We start from the raw sequence: 24,395 nt of genomic DNA, 5'->3' as shown, positions 1-24,395 counted from the left end.
AACAAGGAAAATGCGGTGAAACTCAGCGATATCGCACGTCTGGCCGGTGTTTCCGTGACCACTGCCAGCTACGTCATCAATGGCAAGGCCGAACAGCAGCGCATCAGCAGCGCCACCGTCGAGCGGGTGCGCGCGGTGGTCGAGGCCCACGACTTCACGCCCAACCCCCAGGCGGCCGGCCTGCGCAGCCGGCACACACGCACCCTCGGCTTCATCCTCCCGGACCTGGAAAACCCCAGCTACGCACGCATCGCCAAGCAGCTCGAACAAGGCGCGCGAGCCCGTGGCTACCAGTTGCTGATCGCCAGCAGCGATGACCAGCCCGAAAGCGAACGCCAGCTGCAGCAGTTGTTCCGCGCTCGCCGCTGCGATGCGTTGTTCGTCGCCAGTTGCCTGCCGCCGGAAGATGACAGCTATCGCGAAATGCAGAGCAAGGGCCTGCCAGTGATTGCCATTGACCGTCGCCTCGACCCCGCGCACTTCTGCTCGGTGATCAGCGACGACCGCGAGGCCAGCCGCCAACTCACCGAAAGCCTGCTGGGCAGCAAGCCTCGCAGCATCGCCCTGATCGGTGCGCGTCCGGAGCTGTCGGTCAGCCAGGCCCGCGCCGGAGGATTCGACGAGGCCCTGCAGCGTTTTGATGGCGAAGTTCGCCGTTACGAAGGCGACGCCTTCAGCCGCGCCTGTGGCCAGCGCCTGATGGAAACGCTGATCGACGAGCTCGGCGACCTGCCCGATGCCCTGGTGACGACCTCCTATGTGTTGCTGCAAGGCGTCTTCGATGCCCTGCAAGCCCGTGCCAGCGAGCCACGCGAGCTGCAACTGGGCACCTTCGGCGACAACCAGTTGCTCGATTTCCTGCCGCTGCCAGTCAACGCCATGGCCCAACAGCACGGCCAGATCGCCGCCACCGCGCTGGAACTGGCCCTGGCCGCCATCGAGCAGAAGACCTACGCCCCCGGCGTACACGCTGTGGCGCGAACCTTCAAGCAGCGCATCTCGGCCTGAACATGCGCCTGATCGACACCCACACCCACCTGGATTTCCCCGACTTCGACGCCGACCGCGAGCGCCTCCTGGGCAACGCCGCGGCGCTGGGGGTCGAGCGCATGGTGGTACTGGGGGTGGATCAGGGCAACTGGCAGCGAGTCTGGGACTTGGCCTGCAGCGACACACGCCTGCCAGCCGCCCTCGGCCTGCACCCGGTGTACCTCGAGCAGCATCAGCCCGAACACCTGGCGCAACTGCGCGGGTGGCTCGAACGCCTACGGGGCGACCCGCGCCTGTGCGCGGTCGGCGAGTTCGGCCTGGACTATTACCTGCCCGAGCTCGACAAGACACGCCAGCAGGCCTTGTTCGAAGCGCAATTGCAGATGGCCTGCGACTTCGACTTGCCTGCGCTGCTGCACGTACGCCGCAGCCATGCCCAGGTGATCGCCACGCTCAAGCGCTACAAGCCCGTACGCGCAGGCATCATCCACGCCTTCGCCGGCAGCTACGAAGAAGCACGCGAATACATCAAGCTCGGATTCAAATTGGGCCTGGGTGGCGCCGCCACCTGGCCGCAAGCCTTGCGCCTGCGCAAGACCTTGCCGCGCTTACCACTGGAGAGCGTGGTACTGGAAACCGACGCGCCAGACATGCCGCCGGTGATGCACCCCAATGGGCGCAACAGCCCCGAACATCTGCCCGATATCGCCCGAGCGCTGGCCGAGGTCATGGGCGTGGAGTGCACCGCGCTGGCCGCGGCCAGTACGCGCAACGCTTGTGAGCTGTTCGGCTGGTAGCCGTGCAGGCGGTCACTCTTCGAACAGGGTGCAGGCCATCACCAGGGCGTCTTCACGTCCGCCAGCGGCCGGGTAGTAATCCCGACGCCGACCGATTTCGTTGAATCCGTAGCGTTCGTACAGACGATAGGCCGACTGGTTGCTGGCACGTACTTCCAGGAAACATTCGCGCCCATTGAGCTGCCAGGCTCGCGCCATCAGGTGTTCGAGCAGCCGCAAACCCAGGCCGCGCCCCTGGTTTTCTGGCTTGACCGTGATGTTGAGCAGGTGCGCTTCGTCGATGATCACGTTGATCACGCCATGCCCGACCTGTTGCTGGCCGTCGAACATCAGCCACACTTCGTAGGACTTGAGCGCATCCTGGAAGATCCCGCGGGTCCAGGGGTGGCTGAAGGCGGCATATTCGATCTTCAGCACGCTATCCAGATCCGCCTCGGTCATCGGGCGGAAACTGATCGAGTCACTCATTCAACGCTCTTCCAGCGCGCCATCAGCTGGCGCATCGCTTTCCAGACGTCCGCCTTGCGTTGCGGCTCGTCCATCAACAGTTCAAGACCCGGCAACGCCCAGACGTCGCCCAGGCCATCGATCTTCAGTGCTTGGTAATAGGCCTGGGCATCGGCGTCGCCGGCAAAACGCACCGCTGGCAGGCCGATCAGCCACAGGCAGGTGCAGGGGACGTCTTCGAGGCGGGCCTGGATGAAACCCTGGACGAAATCACGCGCAGCCTCCGGCCCCTGCTCCATGTTGCCGCGCACGAACAGCGGCCAGCGCACCGGCTCGCCGATGATCTGCGGCGCGTCCGGCAGGCCGGCGGCGCGCAGCATGTCCTTGAGCAACAGGTAAGAAGGGTCGCGGCTCTGGAACGGCTGGCCGGTGGCGAGCTCCACCAGCAACAGGCACGTGCCGGCACGCAGCAGCTGCAGGGCGAAACGCGGCGGAGGCACAGACGCCGGACGTGCAGCCTTGGGGGCTTCCTGTTCGCGCTCGACCGGCTTGGCAGCGGCCTTGGGCGTGCTGCCGGGGCGTGGGATCTCGATTTTCGGGCGTTCGCCGGAGCGGGCATGGGTCGGCGCGGCTTCGCCTTGTGCAGGCGCCTGGCGCACAGGCTGCGCCTCGACATCCAGATCCTCGACCGGCGCCACCGGCAACAGCAGCTCGGGGCGCGAAGGCGCAGCGAACGGCAGTTCGGCACGCGGCAGCCAGTGCACCACTTGCATGGCGGAAAGGTAGGCGCGGCGGCGGGGTTCGGTCAGCAAGGCTCGGGTATCCGGGGGTTTGGTTCAGTCGGGCATTCTAACGCTGTTGGCGGCGGCGTGCCGCAACAGGCTGGCGGAAATTTATCGCCTGTGCCGGCCCTATCGCGGGGCAAGCCCGCTCCCACAGGTACAGCGCCTGCCCCACCAACGGTGATAAGCCCGCGAAGAGGCTGGCACAGATCAACGCAAATCCCGGACCAAGGGGTGAAATCCTCCCCCCCGTATGCAGTACAATCGCCCCTTTTATTTGGCAAGAGTCGACCCGCCAATGATCGAACCCAAGCGCGTCCTGCGCGCCCTAGCCGAACACTGGGCCCTGATCGAGCCGCTGTGCGAGCGCTTCGACCAGGGCACCCTGAGCCTGGTCGAGCTGCGTCAGCAACTGGCCCGCCAGCAGGTAGAGAGCACGCCGCAGGACATCACCCAGCTGCTCGACGTGTGGATTCGCCTGGATATCCTGGTCCCGGTGGCCAAGAGCCCGAACCGCTTCGAGCTCAACGCGCAGATCCACGACTTCCTCGCCTACCTGCGTCGCGAGCACCGCCTGGGCCTGTGCCTGGAGATCGAAGCCTACCTGCGCCACCTCGAGCGCCTGGCCGGGCACATCCAGGACGCCTTCGACAACCGCGACAGCGACGACCTGGCGCGCCAACTGCGCCTGCTCGACATGCGCGTGCGCGATGTGTTGAAGAAGCTCGACAACGACGAACAGGCGCTGGTCGCGGTGGCCGAACGGGCCAAGACCAGCAACCGCCAGATCCCGCTGCGCCAGCGTTACGCCGAAGTGCTGGCGACCTGGGACGAATACGTCGAGCCGATGATCCAGCTGGTCAACGCCGACGGTGCCTTCGAGCAGGGCGTACGCAAGGTCGAGACCGTGCTGCTGCGCCTGTTGGGCGAGCAGGCGCGCCTCGGCCACTTGGTCGATGACGACATGCTGCTGCGCACCCACGCGCGCATCCTCGAGATGCAGACCAGCGCCCAGCTCACCCTGCGCCACGCCCGCGAGCTGCTGCTGCCGCTGCGCGAGGAAGCGCGCCGGCACAACGCCGTCACCCGCGGCGCGGCACTGGCGCTGTCGGTGATCCGCAAGAAAGGCATCGATGCCGTACCGCAAGCGGCCATGCCGATGTTCACCCGCCCGCAAAGCACCTTCCTCGGCAGCGCCAGCCAGGTCGAGGCCTATGTCTATGCCCTGGCCCGCTTCGAGCCCAAGCCTGCGCGCTTCCCCAAGGCGCACAAGACCCACAAGGGCCCGCTGCCACGCGCGCCGCGTACGGTCAAGGAAATGCTCGAGCGCTGCGAAGACGCCCTCCCGCTGCCCGACCTGATGGTCTGGCTGCTGGAGCAGGAACCCGAAGGCGCCACCGACGAGTTGCTGTACTGGTTCTCGCGCCTCTCGCGCGAGAAGCGCTTCAGCCGCGAGCGTCTGCAGCGCCAGGACTACACCACCCGCGAACACCTGGTCAGCCTGCGTTCCTTCGCCCTGACATCCAGCCGCGAACAACAACCGGCAGCCACCGAATCCACCGCGAGCCCAGCCAATGCATCTTGATCTTTCCGAACTGTCCCAGCTCGCGCCGATCTTCCGCGAGCTGTTCAAGGGCTTCCACGTCAGCCGCCGCGACCCGGAACTGTACGCCCAACTGTCGAACTTCCAGGACCAGTACCGCACCCTGTTCAAGGCGCTCGGTTTCGAGTTGGTCTGCGACACCCGTGGCTTCTATTACTTCGTCCCCGAACAGGCCGCCGCGCAGGTCAACAAGACCGCCCAGCGCCTGTCGCTGTTCACCTTCATCCTGGTCGAGCACCTGGCCGACCAGGGCCGCGACCCGATGGCCGTGCTCGACGGCGGCAGCATCGGCCGCGACGAGTTGCCCTCGCTGCTGGAGAAATACCGCGACCTGTTCCTGCAAGCCGAAGTGCAGACGGTCGAGGAGCTCGAAGAGAAGATCCTGCGCCGCATGACCCAGCTGGGCTTCGCCCATGAAGAAGGCGGCATCTACCGCTTCCTGCCGCCGATGCACCGCTTCCTCGATGTGTGCCTGTCGGTCCAGCAGGACCGCGACCTGGCCGCTACCCTGCACAGCGACCTGCCGCTGCCGGTCCCGGTGCTCGTCGAGGAAGAAACCCCGGAACAACTCAACCGCACCGACGATCCGCTCGACCTCACCCCCTTCGAGGGCGAAGAGAGCGAAGAGGACGCCCTGGCCCGGGCCATCCGCGAAGAGCAACAGGAGATTGACGCATGAGCCAGGAACGCTACGGCATTCGCCGCTTCGCACTGCTCAACACCGCCGGCTACAGCCTCGGCCTGTTCCCGCTGGAACATCCGCTGTCGGTCTATGGCGCGAACAACCTGGGTAAATCGGCATCGATCAACGCCCTGCAATTCCCGATCCTGGCGCGCATGTCGGACATGAGCTTCGGCAAGTACAGCCTGGAGCAATCGCGGCGTTTCTACTTCGCCAGCGACACCAGCTACATCCTCTGCGAACTGAACCTGCCCCACGGCCCGCACGTGATCGGCGTGGTCGGGCGCGGCCCGGGCGGCGGCTTCGGCCACCAGTTCTTCGCCTACCAGGGTGAGCTGGACCTGGCTCACTATCAGAAAGACGACACCTGCCTGCGCCAGAAGGAGCTGTTCACCAACCTCGAGCGCAACGGCCTCAAGGCCTACGAACTCAAGCCGGACGAACTGCGCCGGCTGCTGGTCGGCGGCCACACCTCGGTGCCGCTGGACCTCACCCTGATCCCGCTGCGCTCGACCAGCGAGCAGAGCCTGAAGACCTTCCGCGCGCTGTTCATCAACCTGCTGCACATGCGCGAGATCACTGCCGCCAAGCTCAAGCAGCTGTTCCTGGATGCCTTCGAGCACAGCCTGCGCTCGGGCAGCGTCGACTACATTGCGGCTTGTGAAGAAGCCTTCCGCGACGTGCGCCGCATGGAGCAGGACTACAACGCCCTGGTCGCTGCCGGTCCGCTGGTCGAAGCACTTGCCGGCGGCGTGGCCCAGCGCGACATCCTGCGCGGCAAGCTGCACCGTCTCTCCCCCCTGCTCGACAGCCTGCTCGGCACCTGGCAGGACTACGCCGTAGCGCGCAAGGAAGAGCTGGTGATCCAGGCCGAGCACTACCGCGCCGAGCAGGATGGCTTGCAGAACGACCAGCGTGGCGGCACCCAGGAGCTGATGCGCCTGGAACGCGAGATCACCGGCATCCAGCGCTGGCTCGGCGAGCTGTCGGTGCTCAAGCACCGCTTCGCCCTGGTCGATGACGTCAAGGTCCTGGAGCAGCAACTGCTCGCCGCCAAGGACGCCCACGACGAACTGGCCGGCGCCCTGGCGCAGTCGCGCCAGTTCTCCGCCGAAGACCTCGACGAACGCGTGCGCGACCTCGAAAAACGCGTCAAGGCGGTCAAGCAGCAGCTCGAACACGCCGACAACAACAGCTACGCACGCCTGCGCGAAGAGTTCTCTCAACAAGACGTCGACCGCCTGATGCGCCTGTTCAACGGCGCGCTGTTCAGCCTGCCGCTGGGTGATCGGGGCATCGAACTGGACGACAGCGACCTGTGGGTCAAGACGCTTGAAGGCGTGCTCGACAGCTTCAAGGGCGAGCGCTTCGAAGTGCCGGGCCTGTCCATCGACCTGTCGCACATCGAGCCGCCAGCGCTGCAGGCACTGGCCGACCGTGCGGCCCTGCGCGACCAGAAAGAACGCCTGGAAAAGGAGCTCAAGCAGCTCAAGACCCAGCAGGCCGTAGCCCTGGACCGCGCCGCGAGCAAGGCCCAGACCGAGGCGCTGTACCAGCAGGTGCTGGATGCGCAGAAGGCCCTTGAGGACTTCCGCCGCACCGAAACCCTGAGCGCCGAAGAGCCAGAGAAGATGGAGCAGCTGGCGCAGCTCGAAGCCGCCCAGGACGAGCTCAAGCGCTCCAGCGACGCCTTCACCGAGCGCGTCCAGCAGTTGTCGGCCAAGCTGCAATTGGTCGGCCGCCAGATCGCCGACATGGAAGCCAAGCAGCGCACCCTGGACGACGCCTTGCGCCGCCGCCAACTGTTGCCGGCCGACCTGCCGTTCGGCACGCCGTTCATGGAGCCGGTCGACGATTCGATGGACAACCTGCTGCCGCTGCTCAACGACTACCAGGACAGCTGGCAGGCGCTGCAGCGCGTCGACAACCAGATCGAGGCGCTGTATGCCCAGGTGCGCCTGAAAGGTGTGGCCAAGTTCGACAGCGAAGACGACATGGAACGTCGCCTGATGCTGCTGATCAACGCCTACTCGCACCGCACCGAGGAAGCCCTAACCCTGGCCAAGGCGCGCCGCGCGGCAGTCACCGACATCGCCCGGACCCTGCGCAACATCCGCAGCGACTACGACAGCCTCGAGCACCAGCTGGCGCTGTTCAACCGCGAGATCAACAAGCGCCAGGTGTCCAACCTGGAGAGCTTCCGCGTGGTGCTGGCGCCAAACAAGGAAGCGCTAAAGCACATCGACCAGATCATCCACAGTGCCGGCCAGTACGAAGAAGGCGAAACGCTGTCGGTGTTCGACCTCACGCAGAGCGCCGAGCAGGATCACAAGAACGAAGAGGCCAAGGAGTACCTGGCGCGGCTGGTAGCGGCCAACCACAACCAGTTGGGCCTGAAAGACCTGTTCGAGCTGGCCTTCGAGATCACCAAGATCAACAGCCAGCCGGTGATCCACGCCGACATCGACGGCGCCGCATCCAACGGCACCACCATGACCATCAAGGCGCTGACCAACATGTACCTGTTGCTGCACCTGATGGACCGCGACCTGGCCGGGCGCATCCGCCTGCCCTACTACCTCGACGAAGCGGCGGACATCGACGAACGCAACCAGGCGGCGCTGCTGGAGACCAGTCAGCAACTGGGCTTCGTGCCGATTCTGGCGAGCGTGAAGCCGCAGGTGTCGGCGCGCGTGGCGATCGACCTGGAAGGCGGCAGCGGGCCGAACGGGATCTACATCGACGAGGCGGACTGGAAGTACATCAGCCGCCGGGATGAAGTGAAGGCGATCGTGCGTGAGGATCAGGCCGAAGAGCTGGCCTGAGGCAACCGCGGCCCATTCCTGTAGGAGCGGGCTTGCCCCGCGATAGGGCCCGACTTGGCAACCTCGCCGCCAGGTCGGGCCCTATCGCGGGGCAAGCCCGCTCCCACAGGAGGAGCTGCGTCGTTTATTGGGCATGCGCCCAAGGCAGGATCGGAATCGCTGTCACCGCATTCTGCGGGCTACCTTCGACTATCCGGTCGCTGTACACCAGGTACACCAGCGTATTGCGCTTCTTGTCGAGAAAACGCACCACCTGCATGGTCTTGAACACCAGCGAGGTGCGTTCCTTGAACACCTCCTCGCCATCCTTGAGCTCACCCTTGAAGTTGATCGGCCCAACCTGACGGCAGGCGATCGATGCCTCTGCGCGGTCCTCCGCCAACCCCAACCCACCCTTCACGCCGCCGGTCTTGGCTCGCGACAGGTAGCAGGTCACACCTTCGACCTTGGGATCGTCGAACGCCTCGACCACGATGCGGTCGTTGGGCCCAAGGAACTTGAACACGGTGGACACCTGGCCGATTTCCTCGGCACCGGCCAGCATCGGCAGCATCAGCGCTGCCACGGCAAACATCCTTTTCAGCACGGGCATCTCCTTCAGACCAGGACCAGGTTGTCGCGGTGCACCAGCTCGGGTTCGGCGCTGTAGCCCAACAGGCTTTCGATGGCGTCCGACGGCTGGCCGATGATCTTCTGCGCCTCCAGGGCGCTGTAGTTGGCCAGGCCACGGGCCACTTCCAGGCCATCGGGGCCGACGCAGACCACCATCTCGCCACGGCGGAAGCTGCCCTGCACAGTCTTCACGCCGACCGGCAACAGGCTCTTGTTCGACTCACGCAGGGCCTTCACCGCACCGGCATCGAGGACCAGCGTGCCGCGAGTCTGCAGGTGGCCAGCCAGCCACTGCTTGCGCGCAGCGAGCATGCCGCGCTCAGGCGACAGCAAGGTGCCCAGGCGCTCGCCGGCCTTCAGGCGGTCCAGTACACGCTCGATACGGCCACCGATGATGATGGTATGGGCACCGGAGCGCGCAGCCAGGCGTGCGGCACGCAGCTTGGTCTGCATGCCACCGCGCCCCAGGGCGCCACCGGTACCGCCCGCCACGGCGTCGAGCGACGGATCGTCGGCGCGGGCTTCATAGATCAGTTGGGCTTCAGGGTTGTTGCGCGGGTCGGCGTCGAACATGCCGTCGCGGTCGGTGAGGATCACCAGCAGGTCGGCCTCGACCAGGTTGGCCACCAGCGCGGCCAGGGTGTCGTTGTCGCCGAAGCGGATCTCGTCGGTGACCACGGTATCGTTCTCGTTGATCACCGGCACCACGCCCAGGTCGACCAGGGTGCGCAGGGTGCTGCGGGCATTGAGGTAGCGCTTGCGGTCGGAGAGGTCGTCGTGGGTCAGGAGGATCTGCGCGGTGTGCTTGCCGTGCTCGCCGAAGCTCGACTCCCAGGCCTGCACCAGGCGCATCTGGCCGAGCGAGGCGGCCGCCTGCAGCTCGTTCATCGCACTCGGTCGCGTGGTCCAGCCCAGCTGGCTCATGCCTGCGGCCACGGCCCCGGAGGAGACCAATACCAGTTCCACGCCCGCTTCACGCAGTGCGACCATCTGCTCGACCCAGACCGCCATCGCACCACGGTCGAGGCCCTTGCCATCGGCGGTCAGCAGCGCACTGCCGATCTTCACGACCCAGCGCTTGGCGCCCGTCACCTTGCTTCGCATCTTCTCTTCCAACCTATGTCGAATCTGTAGATACCAAAACGCCGCTCATTTGAGCGGCGTACCGTGAGAGGGTGTTGAGGCCATCGCGGGACAAGCCCGCTCCCACAAGGATCGCAGCGGACCTGTGGGAGCGGGCTTGTCCCGCGATGGGCTCAACGCCCAAGCCTGATCACGGCACACTGCCTCGAAAAGCGGCGTTCAGTGTACTGCAACCGGTCAGTCGCGCACGTAAATGATTTCCGGGCCGTCCTCGTCGTCCTCGAAGTCATCCCAGTCGTCATCGTCGCCGATGTCGTGGACGCTCTTGACGCCGGTACGGCGCAGGGTACGAGCGTCGTCCAGGGCCTGAAGCTGGGCACGGGCCTCGTCTTCGATGCGCTGGTCGAGTTCGTTGAGCTCGGCGGCGTAGGCCGGGTCGTTGGCCAGGCGGTCGGCGCGGTCTTCGAGGAAGCGCATCAGGTCATGGCTGAGCTTCTCGGTGCCCTGCTTGGAGATAGCCGAGATCACGTAGACCGGGCCATCCCAGTTCAGGCGGTCGACGACTTCCTTCACACGCTCGTCACGCTCGTCTTCCATCAGCATGTCGGCCTTGTTCAGCACCAGCCAGCGCTCGCGATCGACCAGCGCCGGGCTGAACTGCGCCAGCTCGTTGATGATCACTTCGGCGGCATCGGCCGGGCTGCTCTCGTCCAGCGGCGCGAGGTCGACCAGGTGCAGCAGCACACGGGTACGGGCCAGGTGCTTGAGGAAGCGGATACCCAGGCCGGCACCTTCGGAGGCGCCCTCGATCAAGCCGGGAATGTCGGCGATGACGAAGCTCTTCCAGCGGTCGACGCTGACCACGCCCAGGTTCGGCACCAGGGTGGTGAACGGGTAGTCGGCAACCTTCGGCTTGGCGGCCGAGACGGCGCGAATGAAGGTGCTCTTGCCGGCGTTCGGCAGGCCCAGCAGGCCGACGTCGGCCAGCACTTTCAATTCCATCTTCAGGTCGCGCTGGTCGCCCGGCTTGCCAGGAGTGGTCTGGCGCGGCGCACGGTTGGTACTCGACTTGAAACGGGTGTTGCCCAGGCCGTGCCAGCCGCCCTGGGCGACCATCAGCTTCTGACCCGGGGTGATCAGGTCGCCGATGACTTCCTGGGTGGAAGCATCGATCACCGTGGTGCCGACCGGCACGCGCAGGAACAGGTCCTCGCCCTTCTTGCCGGTGCAATCGGTGCTGCCGCCATTCTGGCCGCGCTGGGCCTCGTGGTGGCGGGTGTAGCGGTAGTCGACCAGGGTGTTGAGGTTCTCGTCGGCCACCATGTACACCGAGCCGCCGTCGCCACCGTCACCGCCGTTGGGACCACCGTTCTCGATGAATTTTTCGCGGCGGAAGCTCATGCAACCGTTACCGCCGTCACCGGCTTTTACCCGGATCGATACTTCGTCAACAAACTTCATTCAAAACCGCCTCTCGTCGGACGACGAGCTGAAAACCAGAAAACCCTGAGGCTCTTGCAAAAATGAGCGCGGCGGCCCCGTATCATCAGAAACCAACGCCGGCAGCCCAGACAAACAGCTTTGCAAGAGGCTCACCACAAACGAAAAAGCCCCGTCGCATGACGGGGCTTCTGGAGCGACGTCGCGATTAAGCGGCGACGATGCTCACGTAACGGCGGTTGAACTCGCCTTTCTTCTCGAACTTGATCACGCCGTCGATCTTGGCGAACAAGGTGTGATCCTTGCCCATGCCAACGCCGTAGCCAGCGTGGAATTCGGTGCCACGCTGACGGACGATGATGTTGCCCGGCTTGATAACCTGGCCGCCATACATCTTCACGCCAAGGCGTTTCGATTCTGAGTCGCGACCGTTACGAGTACTACCACCAGCCTTCTTGTGAGCCATGGTTCAATTCTCCAAATAAATTCAGGGGACCTAGGGGATTAAGCCTGGATACCGGTGATTTTGATCTCGGTGAACCACTGGCGGTGGCCCATGCGCTTCATGTGGTGCTTACGACGACGGAACTTGATGATGCGAACCTTGTCGTGGCGGCCTTGCGAAACAACTTCGGCCACTACTTTGGCGCCAGCAACGACTGGAGCACCGATGGTGACTTCTTCACCGTTGGCGACCAGCAGAACGCGATCGAAAGTCACGGATTCGCCAGTGGCGACTTCCAGTTTTTCGATCTTGAGGAATTCACCTTCAGCGACTTTGTACTGCTTGCCGCCGGTAACGATTACTGCGTAGGACATTTTGAATCTCCGATAATCCTGCTCACCCAGCGCTTTATATGATGAGTATTGGCTGGCATGGCTGCACAAGGCTGGAACGGCCCGGTGCAATTGCGTAAGGCAGGTGCTGCCCAGGAAGTTAGGGTGCGCGATTGTACGCAACCCGGTAAAGCCTTGCAAGTGCCGCCCCGAGGGTGCAGGCAGCGCGCCTTGACACACCGGGACCCGCGACCTAGCATGCCGCGCAACCTCAATGGAGCAGCCGATGCAACCCCAATCCTTCTACCGCGCGGTAGCTGACGATTTCAGCGCCGTCGACGAGATCATCAAGAAGCAGCTGACCTCGCGCGTGCCGCTGGTATCGAAGATCGGCGACTATATCACATCCGCGGGTGGCAAGCGCCTGCGCCCATTGCTGGTGCTGCTGTGCGGCAAGGCCCTGGGCCGTGAAGGCGACGACCTGCGCCTGCTGGCCGCGACCATCGAATTCCTGCACACCGCCACCCTGCTGCACGACGATGTGGTCGACATGTCCGGCATGCGCCGCGGCCGCTCCACTGCCAATGCCCTCTGGGGTAACGCCCCCAGCGTGCTGGTCGGCGACTTCCTCTATTCGCGCTCGTTCGAAATGATGGTCGAACTGGGCTCGATGCCGGTCATGCAGATCCTGTCCAAGGCCACCCGGGTGATCGCCGAGGGTGAAGTGCTGCAGCTGTCGCGCGTGCGTGATGCCAGCACCACCGAAGAGGTGTACATGGACGTCATCCGCGGCAAGACCGCCATGCTCTTCGAAGCCTCGACCCACAGCGCCGCGGCGCTGGCCGGCGCCAGCGACGAGCAGCGCGAGGCCCTGCGCACCTTTGGCGACCACCTCGGCGTGGCCTTCCAGCTGGTCGACGACCTGCTCGACTACAAGGGCGACTCCGAAACCCTGGGCAAGAACGTCGGTGACGACCTGGCCGAAGGCAAGCCCACCCTGCCACTGATCTACACCATGCGCGAAGGCACGCCAGAGCAGGCGGCGCTGGTGCGCCAGGCCATCCAGAAGGGCGGCCTGGAAGACCTCGAGCAGATCCGCATTGCCGTCGAAGCCTCCGGCGCACTCGACTACACCGCACGGATGGCCCGCGACTACGTCGCCCGCGCCATCGCCTGTCTGGAAGTGCTGCCAGCAAGCGAATACCGTGATGCACTGGTCGAGCTGAGCGAGTTTGCGGTCGCGCGTACGCACTGATAGATCGCATCGTCTTCATTCGCGGGCAAGCCCGCTCCCACAGGGCCCGAGTACATCAGGCCTTTTGTAGGAGCGGGCTTGCCCGCGAATGCTTTGGTGCGGACAAAAAACATTTTCGCGGCAAAACCTTATACAATGTGCGCCTTTAACCCTCTGTACACCAAGGAACCGAAGTGAGCACTCTGCCGCCCTGCCCCGCCTGCAACTCCGAATACACCTACGAGGATGGCACCCAACTGATCTGCCCCGAATGCGCCCACGAGTGGTCGGCCACCGGCGACGCCGAGACGGCCAGCGATGACGTGGTGAAAAAAGATTCGGTCGGTAACGTCCTGCAGGATGGCGACACCGTCACCGTGATCAAGGACCTCAAGGTCAAGGGCTCGTCGCTGGTGGTCAAGGTCGGCACCAAGGTCAAGAACATCCGCCTGTGCGACGGCGACCACGATATCGACTGCAAGATCGACGGCATCGGCGCGATGAAACTCAAGTCCGAGTTCGTGCGCAAGGTCTGAGCCTATTTGCAGGGCTGCCCTCGGGTGGCCCTGACAGATCCTGCAACAGGATCATCTGCACCCTTCGGCAGAATTAATCCAATAGTCACTTGCCATTTTGATAATAAGAATTATTCTCATTGGAACGCTTTCCAAGGAGAATAGCCATGACCTACCTGATCGACGCCTGGCTCGACCGCCCCCATCCCTACCTGCGCATCCTCCATCGCGAGACCGGCGAAGTCTGTGCCGTACTCGAGGAAGAAGCGCTCGACGAACTGCGTGACCAGGGCGACCTGGACCTCAACGGCCTGAACTCGAGTGAGCCCGGAGTATTGAAGGAACTGGTGAGGAATCTGTTTCTGTTCTGCTATGCGCGGGCGTTGCGCCCAGGGGGAACGGATTGGAATTGAGGCCGGCATTACCGGCCTCTTCGCGGGACAAGCCCGCTCCCACAGGGATTGGGCTGGTCTTTAGATTTTGAACAAGACAGTTGCTCCCACCAGTACACCTGCTTATTAGAGCCTGCGGGGCACATGTGGGAGCGGGCTGGTCCCGCGATGAAGACAACGCAGTCTTACAGAACGTCGAGCAGCTCGACGTCGAACACCAGCACGCTGTGCGGCGGGATGCTACCAACGCCTTGCGCGCCATAGGCCAGCTCGCTCGGCACGTACAGGCGCCATTTGCTGCCAGCGTTCATCAGTTGCAGCGCTTCGGTCCAACCAGCGATCACGCCACCTACCGGGAATTCGGCAGGCTGGCCACGCTCGTAGGAGCTGTCGAACACGGTGCCGTCGATCAGGGTGCCGTGGTAGTGGGTACGCACGTTGTCTTCGCGGCTCGGCTTGGCGCCGCTACCAGCGGTCAGCACTTCGAACTGCAGGCCCGAAGCCAGGGTGGTGATGCCATCACGCTTGGCATTCTCGACCAGGAAGGCCTTGCCCTCGGCGGCAGCAGCTTCGGCTTTGGCGGCAGCTTCGGCCTGCATCACTTCGCGGATAACCTTGAAGCTGGCAGACAGGTCGGCTTCGCTGACACGGCTGTCGGCACCGTTGAAGGCGTCGGTCAGGCCAGCGAGAATCGCTTCCAGGTTCACGCCTGGTGGTGGGTTGTCGCGCAGCTGGCCGCCCAGCTGGCGGCCGATGCCGTAGCTGACGCGGGATTCGTCGGTGGACAGGTTGAGTTCGGACATTGGCTTGCTCCGCTTAAGGGCGCACTGCATCCGCGCCCTTGGTCAAAAGGGCAAGCAGCCTAGCACACTGGGGCCGCGCGAAGCAGCTACCAGGCCGAACGCTGGGATATCGGGACCTTGAGGTCTTCCTCCGGGTGGCTGCCCATCCCGCACATCTCATCCTGCACCGACCAGTGCACCAGGTTCATCGACAGCATGGGCAGGGCTTGCAGGAGCAAGCGAGCATCTTCGACCGAGTGCACCCGCAGGCGCTCGCCACGGGGATCGTTCAGCGGATGGGCATGGCCCTTGATCCGGGCCTCGAGCAGGTAATCGCCGCCTTCGATGGCGATCAGGTTGAGTTCATCGACGTGGCCGGCCCTGGCCTCGGTATTGAGCTGATGCAGGTTCATGGATGCACCTCGCTGTGGGAAGCCCACATGAGTGCTCATTTTTTGTACAGAAGCCGGGATTAGACAAGGGGCCACTCGTCGGTCGGAAGCACGTCGCCCTTCTCGCGGGCGAACTCGCGAAAAGGGCAACACCAACTCAATGCTTGGTCAGCTTGTCCAGATAGCCCATGCAGAAGGCCGAGACCACGAAGGTCATGTGGATGATCACATACCACATCAGGTAGTCGGTGGAGATGTTCTGCGCATCCATGAACACGCGCAGCAGGTGGATCGAGGAAATGGCCACGATCGACGCCGCAACCTTCATCTTCAGCGAAGAAGAGTCCATCTTGCCCAGCCAGTTGAGCTTCTCCTTGCTCTCGTCGATGTCCAGTTGCGAGACGAAGTTCTCGTAGCCGGAGATCATCACCATCACCAGCAGGCCGCCGACCAGCGACATGTCGATCAGCGACAGGATCACCAGGATCAGGTCCGCTTCGCTCAGCGCGAAGACGTTTGGCAGGACGTGAACCACTTCCTGGAAGAACTTCAGCGCCAGCGCCAGCAAGCCCAGCGACAGGCCGAAATAGATGGGTGCGAGCAGCCAGCGAGAGGCATACATCGCGTTTTCGAGAATACGTTCCATGGAGGATAGGGACTCATGAGAGGACTGGAAAAGCGTGCGCGAGTATAGCCAGCCATCAATGACAGCAAAAGTCTGCGGCGGGTTGCCGCAGAGTCCTCTTCAATTATCCGGACGGAACTGGTAGTCCCCAATATTGCGGCAACGTTCTCCGTTGATCCGCCGCAATTGCGCCTGCAGGTGCAGGCACCAGATCTGCGGGTCTTCAGCCACCTGGTAGCCGTGCAGGGTCAAGCTGTCGACAACGGCGTTCATCACCGATTCGGCCACCATCGGCCCATGAAACGGCCCTTGTGCCTTGATCGCCGAAGGCTGTTCACCGGACATGCCGGCGGCAAACAGCAAGGTCCACATGCCGTTGTCGCCGGCCAGCGGACGGATGCTGCACTCGATGCGGGTCACCAGGCCAAGGCACTGGCGGGTGAGGCTGAGGTTGCGCATGGCGGCGTCCCCTCTGAGAAGCCCTGTTCAGCCTGCAAGACAGGCTGTTTCCATCCTGAACCCTGAAAACTCCTTAAGTTCCAGCATAGATGACAGGTGGGCATTGCTGGAAAACCGGCGCTGAACGGTAGCACTTGGCCGCCAGCGCCGGATTATTGACTCAAGCCGGCTTGGCCTGGGCCACCATCTCCTCCAGCCGTTCCTTCTCGGCCTCCTTGATCTCTTCCTCGCTGATCATCTCGGCGATGACCCGCAGACGCTCGACCACCCGCGCGTTGACGCTGCCTTCAGGGAATTCGCCCTTCTCGTCGGGCGTACCGGCATCCTCGCCCACCAGCAGGCTCAGCGCTTCATCGGCCTGGCTCACCGCATAGACATGGAAGCGCCCGGCTTCGACCGCCTGCAACACGCGCTCGTCGAGCATCAGCGTGGCAACGTTGGCGCGCGGGATGATCACCCCTTGCTCGCCAGTCAGGCCACGCGCTTCGCACAGGCGGAAGAAGCCTTCGATCTTCTCGTTGACCCCGCCCACCGCCTGCACTTCGCCGAACTGGTTGATCGAACCGGTGATGGCGAAGCACTGCTTGAGCGGCGTGCGCGACAGCGCCGAGATCAGCGTACAGGCCTCGCCAAGCGAGGCGCTGTCGCCGTCCACGTAGCCGTAGGACTGCTCCAGGGCGATGCTCGCCGAGATCGCCAGGGGAAACTCCTGGGCGTAGCGGCTGCCCAGGTACCCGGTGAGGATCATCACGCCTTTGGAGTGGATCGGCTGGCCGAGGTTGACCTCACGCTCGATGTCGACGATGCCGCTGCCACCCGGGTAGACCGTGGCGGAGATCCGCGCAGGCATGCCGAATGCCGAATCGCCGACCTCCAGTACCGTCAGGCCGTTGCACTTGCCGATGGCAGCGCCTTCGCTGTCGATCAGGATGATGCCGGCGAGCATGTCATCGAGCACCCGCTGCGACACCCGCCCGGTGCGGGTCGCCTTGGCCTTGAGCGCACGCTCGATGTGGCCTGCGTCGGTCATCTCGTCGTTGGCCAACTGGCGGATGAAGTCCGCCTCGCTGACCAGCTGGAACAGGTCGCCGATACGCGCCGAGAGCCGCGACTGGTTCTCTGCCAGGCGCGCGCTGAAGGTCGCCAGGCGCGCCACGGCATCGCTGGTCAGCGGCGCCATGCCCTCTTCATTGGTACGCGTGCGCAGCAGCTGGGCGAACTGCTCGAGGTTCTCGTCGACCATCGGCATGTCTTCGTCGAAGTCGACCAGTACGCGGAACATCTCCTGGAAGTCCGAATCGTGGTCCTGCAGCGCGTAGTAGAGCTGACGCGAGCCGATGATCACCAGCTTGACGTTGAGCGGGATCATCTGCGGCGTCAGGGTGACGGTGGCGATGCGACCCAGTTCGCCCAGCGGCGACTCCATTTTCAGCTTGCGTGACTGCAGCGCGCGCTTGAGTGCATCCCAGACGAAGGGCTCGCCCAGCATTTTTTCCGCTTCCAGGATCAGGAAGCCGCCGTTGGCGCGGTGCAATGCACCGGGACGCAGCTGGCGGTAGGAAGTGGAAAGCGCGCCCTGGTCAGTGCTGTACTCGATGCGACCGAACAGGTTGTCGTAGGTCGGGTGCGGCTCGAACACCACCGGCGCGCCGCCATTGACCGGATGCCCCACCACCAGGCTTGGCGCGTACTGCTCTTCGAGCATCTTGCGCGCCACCGCGTCGGTCTTGGCATCGTCGACCAGTTGCTCGACCACGGTGCGCAGCAGGTTCAACTGCACCGACTGCAGGTAGGCGCACACCGCAGCGTTCTCGGCGTACTTCTCCGACAGAGGGGCCAGTAGCGGTTGCAGGGCCAGGGTGATGGTTTCTTCGTTCAGTTCGCGCAGCTGATTGTTCGACTCGCGCTTCCACTGCGGCAGGCTGGACAGCTCCTCGTTGAGACGCTCCTCCAGCTCGGCGATGTCTTCGTGGAACTGCTCGCGGACCTCTTCAGGCAACTGGGCGAACTCGGCCTCATCCAGCGCCTTGCCGTCGGCCATGGGGGTGAAGGCGACATTGCTGGCGTCGCGGTACAGCGCCACGTCCTTTTCCAGCGACGCGCGTTCGATCACATCCAGGGCACGGTCGTAGCGCTGGTTGAAGGCGCGATCGATGGCGCCCTTCTTCTGTTGGTAGGACGGGTGCTCGAACACCGCCGGGAAGGTCGCCAGCAGGTTGCCGATCAAACCGTTCATGTCGGCGATGAACTCGCCAGCAGTGCCTGCCGGCAACTCCAGCGCACGCGGCTCGCGGGTGTCTTCGAAATTGTTGACGTAGACCCGGTCGGCCGGGGTCTGCTGGCGCTTGCCCTCGGCCTTGAGGTAGCGCTTGACGAAGGAGAAGCGGCCGGTGCCCGGCTCGCCCATCACATAGACGTTGTAGCCAGGGCGCGGCATGGCCACGCCGAACTGCAGGGCCTCGACGGCACGCTCCTGGCCCAGTACTCCGCGAAACGGCTCCAGATCATCGGTGTTGGTGAAGGCAAACTGCTCGGGGGAAAAACGCCGGGTCAGGGCTTCGGGCGCGAGACGCAGGCGCGCAGCAACAGGATCGGGCATTGGGTTTCCTTACTTCGGCGGGGCGGATACGCAGCATTCTGGCGCCGGGGGCGCGCGCCTTGCAAGGCTCCGCGGGACTTTATGTCGCAGGCGTTAAAAAGGTTTGTCCAAGATTTTTTCGCAATCAACTACGCAACTATTGGATCGTGCCTAAACTCCAAACTGCGCGGGTGGGTAAAACGCTTCCCCGTCCTGGCAGTGAACTGCCAGACAACCCTGATCATTGATACGTATCGAAAAAGAGAATAACGCTATGAAACGGATTCTTCTGGGTACCTTGTTCGCCGCGGTTTCGATCAATGCCATGGCCGAAGCGCCAGGCGGCCCGAACTGCGGTTGGGGCAACCTGCTGTTCGAAGGCCAGCGCGGCACTCCGGCGCACTTCCTGGCCTCCACCACCAACGGCACCTCCGGTAACGCCACCTTCGGCATGACCTCCGGCACCAACGGCTGCTCCACCAAGGCAGCGCTCACCTACGGCGGCAAATCGTGGCTGGCCATGAATGGCACCATGAACGAACTGTCCGAAGACATGGCCCAGGGCCAGGGCGAAGCCCTGACCACCTACGCCGTGGTACTGGGCGTCAAACCCGAAGACCGCGCGCACTTCGCCTCGGTCACCCACGACCACTTCCAGCAGATCTTCAGCAGCGCCAACGTCACTGCCGAAGATGTCCACAACAACACCATCGCGGTCCTGAAAAAAGATCCGCAACTGGCGAAATACGCTACCGAAGCGTAAGTTCGACCCTGCCCGCCCCGCTTGCGGGGCGGGTTTCGCCCGCCTCCCTTCGGCATCATTCAGAAGTAGTTGCCCGATATGCTCAAACGCTTCGCCTACCTGACGTTATGCGCCTGCGCCCCTGCCTACGCGACACCTTCATTGGATGAGGCGCGCGTGCAGCAGTTGGCCGCCGACCGCTACTGGATCGCACTGGGTCATTACGAAACCGCCAAGCTGGGCGGTTGGCGCAGTTATGTGGACGACGACAAATTCTTTCTCGCCGAGGACGGCGCCCATCATCCGGATCGCGAACTGCGGGCCACGGTCGATGCGCTGTATGCCCCGGCCAGCCTGGGCGACAAACACGCCCAATGCGTCTTTCCGGCGCGCACCCGCTGGCTGCGCGAGCAACTGCAGCTCAGCGACCTGCCGACCCCGGACTGCCAGGAATACAGCCGCTGGTACGCCGACGTCGCACCGCACAGCGCGGTGTTGATCTTCCCGGCGGCCTACCTCAACAGCCCGTCCTCGATGTTCGGCCATACCCTGCTGCGTATCGACAAGGCCGACACCCGCAGCAACGACACCACGCTGCTCAGCTACGCGATCAACTTCGGCGCCTATATCGAAGGCAGCGACAACAGCATCCTCTACGCCTGGAAAGGTCTGATGGGCGGCTACCCCGGGCTGTTCGCGATGATGCCGTACCAGGAGAAACTCTCCGAATACCGCAGCCTGGAGAACCGCGACCTGTGGGAGTACCAGCTGGACCTGACGCCTGAAGAGACCGGGCGCATGGTCGAGCACGTCTGGGAACTCAAGCAGGTGCAGTTCGACTACTTCTTCTTCGACGAGAACTGCTCCTACCGCCTGCTGGAGCTGCTGCAGGTCGCCCGCCCCGGGCTGGACCTGACCTCGCAGTTCCCGCTCACCGCCATCCCCACCGACACGGTCAAGGCAGTCAAGCAGTCGGGGCTGGTGTCCGATGTGCGCTACCGGCCATCGCGCGAACGCGAGCTGCTGGCCCGCGCCGAGCCACTGGACCATCACGAAAAACAGCAGGTATTGGCCGTCAGCGCCGACACCGCGCAATTGCAGAGCCCCGCGTTCACCGCCCTGCCCCGCGAACGCCAGGCCCTGGTACAAGATGCCGCCTATCGCCTGGAACGCTACCGCGCCACCGGCCAGGAGCGTGACCCCGAACAGGCCAGGCGCAGCTTCGAGCTGCTGCGGGCAATCAACCGCAACCCGCCGCCACCGCTGCAGATCGAACGCCCCGGCCTGCCTGAGGACGGTCACCAGTCGCGGACCTGGCAGTTGGGTGTCGGCACCCGCGAAGACCGCGCCTTCGCCGAGTATGGCTTGCGCATGGCCTACCACGACCTCAACGACAACGCCTACGGCTTCCCGCTCGGCGCACAGATCGAGATCCTCCAGCTCAAGCTGCGCCAGTACGAGGGCAACGACTGGCAGGTGCAACGCCTCGACCTGGCCACCATCCGCTCACTGACCCCGCGCAACGAGCTGCTCAAACCCTGGTCGTGGCAGGTGGCCGGCGGCCTCGAGCGGGTGCCGGGCAAGCATGACGACGAGGTGTTGGTCAGCCACGTCAACGGTGGCGGCGGTGGCACCTGGCAGCTCGCCGACGGCCTGCTGGGCTTCGCCCTCGGTACGGTGCGGGTCGAACACCACAACGACTTCGCCGAGTTCATCTCGCCGGCAGCCGGTTTCAATGGCGGCCTGCTGTGGCGCAACGGGCTGGGCAACATGACCCTGGAGGCGAAAGGCGATTACTTCACCAATGGCGAAGTGCGGCGCAGCCTGAGCCTGAACCAGCAGTGGGAGATTTCGCAGAACCTGGGCCTGCGGTTGAGCGCCAAGCGCGAGTTCAGCCACCTGGCCACCGCGCAGAACGAGGTGATGCTCGAATTGAAGTGGTATCAGTACTGATACCACTCACAGGGATTCGCATCATGACGTGCAATCCTTCGACGGCGTTTTGACATCGCCACGACAATCCGCGACCTAGACTTCCCCTATCACCCGGAGGTCCAGAGTCTATGTTGCGGTACGCGTTCGCCCTGTGGATAACCCTGCTGCTGGTCGGCTGCCAGTCCACCCACGAGCAGATGCTCGACCAGGGCTATCCACCGGCCTATGCCGATGGATTCCAGGACGGCTGCAGCAGCGGCCGCCAGGCAGCGGGGTTGATGGTCGGTGATTTTCGCAAGGACGTGCCGCGCTACCTCCACGACCGCCGCTACGAAAGCGGTTGGGACGACGGCTTTCGCCAGTGCCATGCCATGCAGAACAGCGAAGACACGCGCCAGTACCGAGAGCGCTACTGGGACGAGCGTGACCGCGACTGGCAACAGGAAAAAGACCGCGGTGCCGCGCGCGCCTATCGCCACAATTAGGTCGCAGCCAGACATTCAGGGAAACCCGACAGCCCTCACCATGGTCTCCAGAAACAAGGAGGCCGTTCATGAGCCGAGCATTCGTCAACGAAGACCAGGCCGCCGCCCAGGCCAGCCAGCCGGTGGAGCGACGGGTCAGCGACCAGCCCAACTACGTCACCGCCAGCGGGCTTGCACAGTTGCAGCAACGCGTGGCGGCGCTCATTGCCCTGCACAGCGATCTGCAAGCCCAGGGTGAGCACGCCGACAAGCAGCGTCTGGCCGATACCGAGCGCGACCTGCGCTATTTCCGGGCACGCGTACAGAGCGCCCAGGTGGTGCCACCTGCAACCTCGCAGGACAAGGTGCAGATCGGTAGCCGGGTGAGGTTCGTCGATGAGCAGGATGAGGAGCACAGGGTGCAGCTGGTCGGGGAAGACCAGGCCGATGCAGCGCGGGGGCTGATCAACTGGGGCTCACCGCTGGGGCGGGCGCTGCTTGGCGCGGGGCCTGGGGATGAAGTGGTATGGCGGCGGCCTGCGGGGGATCTGTCCATCGAGGTGGTCGAGATCCTGGGAGAAGGTTAGGGGCTGCTGCGCAGCTCAATCGCGATTCCTGCAGGAAGACCAGCCCAATCCCTGTGGGAGCGGGCTTGTCCCGCGATTGGGCCGCAAAGCGGCCCGACGATCTCGAATCAGACCACGCCCTGCGCCAGCATGGCATCCGCCACTTTCACGAAGCCGGCGATGTTCGCGCCCTTGACGTAGTTGACCGACCCATCGGCCTCCTCGCCATAGTGCACGCAGGCATGGTGGATCGACTGCATGATCGCATGCAGCTTGCTGTCCACCTCACCCGCCGTCCACAGCAGGCGCATGGCGTTCTGCGACATCTCAAGGCCCGACACCGCGACGCCACCGGCGTTGGACGCCTTGCCCGGTGCAAACAGGGTACCCGCCTCGATGAACAGGTCCACCGCCTCGAGCGTGGTCGGCATGTTGGCGCCTTCGGCCACGCAGATGCAGCCGTTGCTCAGCAGTGTGCGGGCATCCTCGAGGTCCAGTTCGTTCTGCGTGGCGCACGGCAGGGCGATGTCGCACGGCAGGCTCCACGGCGTCTGGCCCTTGCGGAACTCCAGGCCAAAACGCTCGGCCAGCTCGCTGATGCGGCCGCGCTTGACGTTCTTGAGCTCCAACAGCGCATCCCACTGCTCGTCGTTCAGCCCGGCCTCGCAGAACAGCGTGCCCTCGGAGTCGGACAGCGAGATCACCTTGCCGCCCAGGTCCATGACCTTGCGCGCCGCATACTGGGCGACGTTGCCAGAACCGGAGATGGCCACGCGGCGGCCGTCGATGCGCAGGCCCTTGCGCTTGAGCATCTCCTCGGCGAAATACACGCAGCCGTAGCCGGTGGCCTCAGGACGGATCAGGCTGCCGCCGTAGGTCATGCCCTTGCCGGTCAGCACCGAGGTGAACTGGTTGGCCAGGCGCTTGTACTGGCCGAACATGAAGCCGATCTCACGGGCGCCCACACCGATATCGCCGGCCGGCACGTCGAGGTCGGCACCGATGTGGCGGTACAGCTCGCTCATGAACGCCTGGCAGAAGCGCATGACTTCGGCGTCGCTCTTGCCCTTGGGGTCGAAGTCCGAGCCGCCCTTGCCGCCCCCCATGGGCAGCGAGGTCAGCGAGTTCTTGAACACCTGCTCGAAGGCCAGGAACTTGAGCACACCCAGGTTCACCGACGGATGGAAACGCAGGCCGCCCTTGTACGGGCCGATGGCGCTGCTCATCTGGATGCGATAGCCGCGGTTGACCTGGACCTTGCCCTGGTCATCGACCCACGACACACGGAACAGTACCGCACGCTCCGGCTCGACCATGCGTTCGAGAATGCCGGCCTGCAGGTAGTGGGGATTGGCTTCGAGGAATGGCCAGAGACTGCGCAGCACCTCTTCGACGGCCTGGTGGAATTCGGGTTGGGCAGGGTCACGCTGCTTCAGGCGTGCAAGGAAATGGTCGACGGATTCGATCATGGTAGACATCTCACCAAGAGGATTGGACTTATTGATTTTTTCCGGACTCTATCAAGAAGCAATCGCACTGGAACAGGGCAAAATGTCGTTTTTCTGAATTTTTTTGGTGCGTTTTATATAAATGTATACAAATTGTCACCGAGGTGTGGCATTCGCGGGCAAGCCCGCTCCTACAGGGAAGCGTGCAGTTCCAAGCCCTTGCAG

General features: G+C 63.9%; 25 protein-coding genes. 12 read left to right on the top strand and 13 right to left on the bottom strand.

The annotated features are described in order from the left end of the window. Positions 1-15: 15 nt before the first annotated feature. Both cra and ACNFHO_RS22475 read left to right on the top strand, forming a co-directional pair. Positions 16-1,008 (top strand): catabolite repressor/activator, encoded by a 993-nt coding sequence (gene cra / locus ACNFHO_RS22480; RefSeq protein WP_063546114.1) that lies wholly within the window; start codon positions 16-18, stop codon positions 1,006-1,008. 2 nt (positions 1,009-1,010) lie between these two features. Beyond that, the gene (locus ACNFHO_RS22475) at positions 1,011-1,787 is read left to right on the top strand and encodes a TatD family hydrolase (protein WP_416767388.1); all 777 of its coding nucleotides are present in this window, start codon (positions 1,011-1,013) and stop codon (positions 1,785-1,787) included. A 12-nt stretch (positions 1,788-1,799) separates the two neighbouring features. Here the strand turns inward: ACNFHO_RS22475 and rimI are convergent, their stop codons facing one another. After that, positions 1,800-2,255 (bottom strand): ribosomal protein S18-alanine N-acetyltransferase, encoded by a 456-nt coding sequence (gene rimI, locus ACNFHO_RS22470; RefSeq protein ID WP_054892492.1) that lies wholly within the window; start codon positions 2,253-2,255, stop codon positions 1,800-1,802. Then, entirely contained in the window at positions 2,252-3,046 is a 795-nt protein-coding gene (locus tag ACNFHO_RS22465; RefSeq protein ID WP_112899165.1) for an energy transducer TonB, read from the bottom strand. Before ACNFHO_RS22465 ends, rimI begins: the two co-directional genes overlap by 4 nt. 268 nt (positions 3,047-3,314) lie before the next feature. Between ACNFHO_RS22465 and mksB the strand changes: the two genes are divergently transcribed. From mksB to mksF, 3 genes are read left to right on the top strand one after another with little or no spacing between them, the layout of a single operon-like run. Then, positions 3,315-4,601, top strand: coding sequence for an Mks condensin complex protein MksB (gene mksB / locus ACNFHO_RS22460; protein WP_054892490.1), 1,287 nt, complete (start codon positions 3,315-3,317; stop codon positions 4,599-4,601). Beyond that, a complete protein-coding gene (gene mksE, locus ACNFHO_RS22455; RefSeq protein ID WP_054892489.1) occupies positions 4,591-5,298 on the top strand; it encodes an Mks condensin complex protein MksE in 708 nt (235 codons plus the stop codon). The genes mksB and mksE overlap by 11 nt, the downstream gene beginning before the upstream one ends. Continuing rightward, positions 5,295-8,126: an Mks condensin complex protein MksF gene (mksF, locus tag ACNFHO_RS22450; RefSeq protein WP_416767387.1), complete on the top strand. Its 2,832-nt coding sequence runs from the start codon at positions 5,295-5,297 to the stop codon at positions 8,124-8,126. The genes mksE and mksF overlap by 4 nt, the downstream gene beginning before the upstream one ends. 124 nt (positions 8,127-8,250) lie before the next feature. Here mksF and ACNFHO_RS22445 read toward each other — a convergent pair whose 3' ends face one another. From ACNFHO_RS22445 to rplU, 5 genes are all read right to left on the bottom strand, one after another. Next, the gene (locus ACNFHO_RS22445) at positions 8,251-8,700 is read right to left on the bottom strand and encodes a CreA family protein (RefSeq protein WP_186668416.1); all 450 of its coding nucleotides are present in this window, start codon (positions 8,698-8,700) and stop codon (positions 8,251-8,253) included. 23 nt (positions 8,701-8,723) lie between these two features. Next, a complete protein-coding gene (proB, locus tag ACNFHO_RS22440; protein ID WP_054892485.1) occupies positions 8,724-9,842 on the bottom strand; it encodes a glutamate 5-kinase in 1,119 nt (372 codons plus the stop codon). Between the two features lie 216 nt (positions 9,843-10,058). After that, the gene (cgtA, locus tag ACNFHO_RS22435; protein ID WP_054894071.1) at positions 10,059-11,282 is read right to left on the bottom strand and encodes an Obg family GTPase CgtA; all 1,224 of its coding nucleotides are present in this window, start codon (positions 11,280-11,282) and stop codon (positions 10,059-10,061) included. A gap of 187 nt (positions 11,283-11,469) precedes the next feature. After that, the gene (gene rpmA, locus ACNFHO_RS22430) at positions 11,470-11,727 is read right to left on the bottom strand and encodes a 50S ribosomal protein L27 (RefSeq protein ID WP_029614211.1); all 258 of its coding nucleotides are present in this window, start codon (positions 11,725-11,727) and stop codon (positions 11,470-11,472) included. A gap of 38 nt (positions 11,728-11,765) precedes the next feature. Next, positions 11,766-12,080: a 50S ribosomal protein L21 gene (gene rplU, locus ACNFHO_RS22425; protein WP_003247466.1), complete on the bottom strand. Its 315-nt coding sequence runs from the start codon at positions 12,078-12,080 to the stop codon at positions 11,766-11,768. Positions 12,081-12,324: 244 nt separating this feature from the next. Here rplU and ACNFHO_RS22420 point away from each other — a divergent pair, with 244 nt between their 5' ends. The 3 genes from ACNFHO_RS22420 to ACNFHO_RS22410 all read left to right on the top strand — a co-directional run bounded on the left by ACNFHO_RS22420 (position 12,325) and on the right by ACNFHO_RS22410 (position 14,200). After that, entirely contained in the window at positions 12,325-13,293 is a 969-nt protein-coding gene (locus ACNFHO_RS22420; protein ID WP_063546121.1) for a polyprenyl synthetase family protein, read from the top strand. Positions 13,294-13,466: 173 nt separating this feature from the next. Beyond that, positions 13,467-13,808, top strand: a complete 342-nt coding sequence (locus ACNFHO_RS22415) for a zinc ribbon domain-containing protein YjdM (RefSeq protein ID WP_063546122.1) — start codon at positions 13,467-13,469, stop codon at positions 13,806-13,808. A 146-nt stretch (positions 13,809-13,954) separates the two neighbouring features. Next, positions 13,955-14,200, top strand: a complete 246-nt coding sequence (locus ACNFHO_RS22410; protein WP_054894068.1) for a hypothetical protein — start codon at positions 13,955-13,957, stop codon at positions 14,198-14,200. Between the two features lie 164 nt (positions 14,201-14,364). Here ACNFHO_RS22410 and ACNFHO_RS22405 read toward each other — a convergent pair whose 3' ends face one another. The 5 genes from ACNFHO_RS22405 to ACNFHO_RS22385 form a co-directional block, all read right to left on the bottom strand. Further along, complete coding sequence (locus ACNFHO_RS22405) at positions 14,365-14,982, bottom strand: FKBP-type peptidyl-prolyl cis-trans isomerase (RefSeq protein WP_054894067.1); 618 nt, start codon at positions 14,980-14,982, stop codon at positions 14,365-14,367. A gap of 86 nt (positions 14,983-15,068) precedes the next feature. Next, positions 15,069-15,374: a DUF6482 family protein gene (locus tag ACNFHO_RS22400; protein WP_054894066.1), complete on the bottom strand. Its 306-nt coding sequence runs from the start codon at positions 15,372-15,374 to the stop codon at positions 15,069-15,071. A 136-nt stretch (positions 15,375-15,510) separates the two neighbouring features. Continuing rightward, positions 15,511-15,999: a TIGR00645 family protein gene (locus tag ACNFHO_RS22395; protein WP_003247486.1), complete on the bottom strand. Its 489-nt coding sequence runs from the start codon at positions 15,997-15,999 to the stop codon at positions 15,511-15,513. A gap of 99 nt (positions 16,000-16,098) precedes the next feature. After that, positions 16,099-16,437, bottom strand: a complete 339-nt coding sequence (locus ACNFHO_RS22390) for a hypothetical protein (RefSeq protein WP_054894064.1) — start codon at positions 16,435-16,437, stop codon at positions 16,099-16,101. Between the two features lie 160 nt (positions 16,438-16,597). Continuing rightward, entirely contained in the window at positions 16,598-19,036 is a 2,439-nt protein-coding gene (locus ACNFHO_RS22385; RefSeq protein ID WP_054894063.1) for a Lon protease family protein, read from the bottom strand. Positions 19,037-19,289: 253 nt separating this feature from the next. Between ACNFHO_RS22385 and ACNFHO_RS22380 the strand changes: the two genes are divergently transcribed. The 4 genes from ACNFHO_RS22380 (at position 19,290) to ACNFHO_RS22365 (ending at position 22,743) form a co-directional block, all read left to right on the top strand. After that, positions 19,290-19,778: a DUF3015 domain-containing protein gene (locus ACNFHO_RS22380; protein ID WP_065864072.1), complete on the top strand. Its 489-nt coding sequence runs from the start codon at positions 19,290-19,292 to the stop codon at positions 19,776-19,778. 78 nt (positions 19,779-19,856) lie between these two features. Further along, positions 19,857-21,710 carry a DUF4105 domain-containing protein gene (locus ACNFHO_RS22375; RefSeq protein WP_153774726.1) on the top strand — a complete coding sequence of 618 codons (1,854 nt, stop codon included), beginning with the start codon at positions 19,857-19,859 and terminating at the stop codon, positions 21,708-21,710. A 110-nt stretch (positions 21,711-21,820) separates the two neighbouring features. Continuing rightward, positions 21,821-22,177: a hypothetical protein gene (locus ACNFHO_RS22370; RefSeq protein ID WP_054894060.1), complete on the top strand. Its 357-nt coding sequence runs from the start codon at positions 21,821-21,823 to the stop codon at positions 22,175-22,177. A gap of 68 nt (positions 22,178-22,245) precedes the next feature. Further along, on the top strand, positions 22,246-22,743 hold the full coding sequence (locus ACNFHO_RS22365; protein WP_063546126.1) for a GreA/GreB family elongation factor: 498 nt from the start codon (positions 22,246-22,248) through the stop codon (positions 22,741-22,743). Positions 22,744-22,850: 107 nt separating this feature from the next. On the opposite strand, the gene gdhA is transcribed toward ACNFHO_RS22365, so the two are convergent. Continuing rightward, entirely contained in the window at positions 22,851-24,191 is a 1,341-nt protein-coding gene (gene gdhA, locus ACNFHO_RS22360; protein WP_125931421.1) for an NADP-specific glutamate dehydrogenase, read from the bottom strand. Between the last annotated feature and the right edge of the window lie 204 nt (positions 24,192-24,395).

It is taken from the genome of Pseudomonas sp. NY15374, from assembly GCF_048068255.1.
GTDB classification, from domain to species: domain Bacteria; phylum Pseudomonadota; class Gammaproteobacteria; order Pseudomonadales; family Pseudomonadaceae; genus Aquipseudomonas; species Aquipseudomonas machongensis.
The sequence above is the reverse complement of the archived record's forward strand: the minus strand, read 5'-3'. Positions and strand labels throughout refer to the sequence as shown.

What these genes read in the sequence shown, in the direction of transcription:
- ACNFHO_RS22405 (WP_054894067.1), bottom strand. Translation starts at nt 14,982, where the DNA reads ATGTCCGAACTCAACCTGTCCACCGACGAATCCCGCGTCAGCTACGGC.
- ACNFHO_RS22375 (WP_153774726.1), top strand. Translation starts at nt 19,857, where the DNA reads ATGCTCAAACGCTTCGCCTACCTGACGTTATGCGCCTGCGCCCCTGCC.
- proB (WP_054892485.1), bottom strand. Translation starts at nt 9,842, where the DNA reads ATGCGAAGCAAGGTGACGGGCGCCAAGCGCTGGGTCGTGAAGATCGGC.
- mksF (WP_416767387.1), top strand. Translation starts at nt 5,295, where the DNA reads ATGAGCCAGGAACGCTACGGCATTCGCCGCTTCGCACTGCTCAACACC.
- ACNFHO_RS22380 (WP_065864072.1), top strand. Translation starts at nt 19,290, where the DNA reads ATGAAACGGATTCTTCTGGGTACCTTGTTCGCCGCGGTTTCGATCAAT.
- ACNFHO_RS22370 (WP_054894060.1), top strand. Translation starts at nt 21,821, where the DNA reads ATGTTGCGGTACGCGTTCGCCCTGTGGATAACCCTGCTGCTGGTCGGC.
- rplU (WP_003247466.1), bottom strand. Translation starts at nt 12,080, where the DNA reads ATGTCCTACGCAGTAATCGTTACCGGCGGCAAGCAGTACAAAGTCGCT.
- ACNFHO_RS22365 (WP_063546126.1), top strand. Translation starts at nt 22,246, where the DNA reads ATGAGCCGAGCATTCGTCAACGAAGACCAGGCCGCCGCCCAGGCCAGC.
- mksB (WP_054892490.1), top strand. Translation starts at nt 3,315, where the DNA reads ATGATCGAACCCAAGCGCGTCCTGCGCGCCCTAGCCGAACACTGGGCC.
- ACNFHO_RS22400 (WP_054894066.1), bottom strand. Translation starts at nt 15,374, where the DNA reads ATGAACCTGCATCAGCTCAATACCGAGGCCAGGGCCGGCCACGTCGAT.
- rpmA (WP_029614211.1), bottom strand. Translation starts at nt 11,727, where the DNA reads ATGGCTCACAAGAAGGCTGGTGGTAGTACTCGTAACGGTCGCGACTCA.
- ACNFHO_RS22395 (WP_003247486.1), bottom strand. Translation starts at nt 15,999, where the DNA reads ATGGAACGTATTCTCGAAAACGCGATGTATGCCTCTCGCTGGCTGCTC.
- ACNFHO_RS22385 (WP_054894063.1), bottom strand. Translation starts at nt 19,036, where the DNA reads ATGCCCGATCCTGTTGCTGCGCGCCTGCGTCTCGCGCCCGAAGCCCTG.
- mksE (WP_054892489.1), top strand. Translation starts at nt 4,591, where the DNA reads ATGCATCTTGATCTTTCCGAACTGTCCCAGCTCGCGCCGATCTTCCGC.
- ACNFHO_RS22445 (WP_186668416.1), bottom strand. Translation starts at nt 8,700, where the DNA reads ATGTTTGCCGTGGCAGCGCTGATGCTGCCGATGCTGGCCGGTGCCGAG.
- rimI (WP_054892492.1), bottom strand. Translation starts at nt 2,255, where the DNA reads ATGAGTGACTCGATCAGTTTCCGCCCGATGACCGAGGCGGATCTGGAT.
- ACNFHO_RS22420 (WP_063546121.1), top strand. Translation starts at nt 12,325, where the DNA reads ATGCAACCCCAATCCTTCTACCGCGCGGTAGCTGACGATTTCAGCGCC.
- ACNFHO_RS22475 (WP_416767388.1), top strand. Translation starts at nt 1,011, where the DNA reads ATGCGCCTGATCGACACCCACACCCACCTGGATTTCCCCGACTTCGAC.
- ACNFHO_RS22390 (WP_054894064.1), bottom strand. Translation starts at nt 16,437, where the DNA reads ATGCGCAACCTCAGCCTCACCCGCCAGTGCCTTGGCCTGGTGACCCGC.
- ACNFHO_RS22410 (WP_054894068.1), top strand. Translation starts at nt 13,955, where the DNA reads ATGACCTACCTGATCGACGCCTGGCTCGACCGCCCCCATCCCTACCTG.
- gdhA (WP_125931421.1), bottom strand. Translation starts at nt 24,191, where the DNA reads ATGATCGAATCCGTCGACCATTTCCTTGCACGCCTGAAGCAGCGTGAC.
- cgtA (WP_054894071.1), bottom strand. Translation starts at nt 11,282, where the DNA reads ATGAAGTTTGTTGACGAAGTATCGATCCGGGTAAAAGCCGGTGACGGC.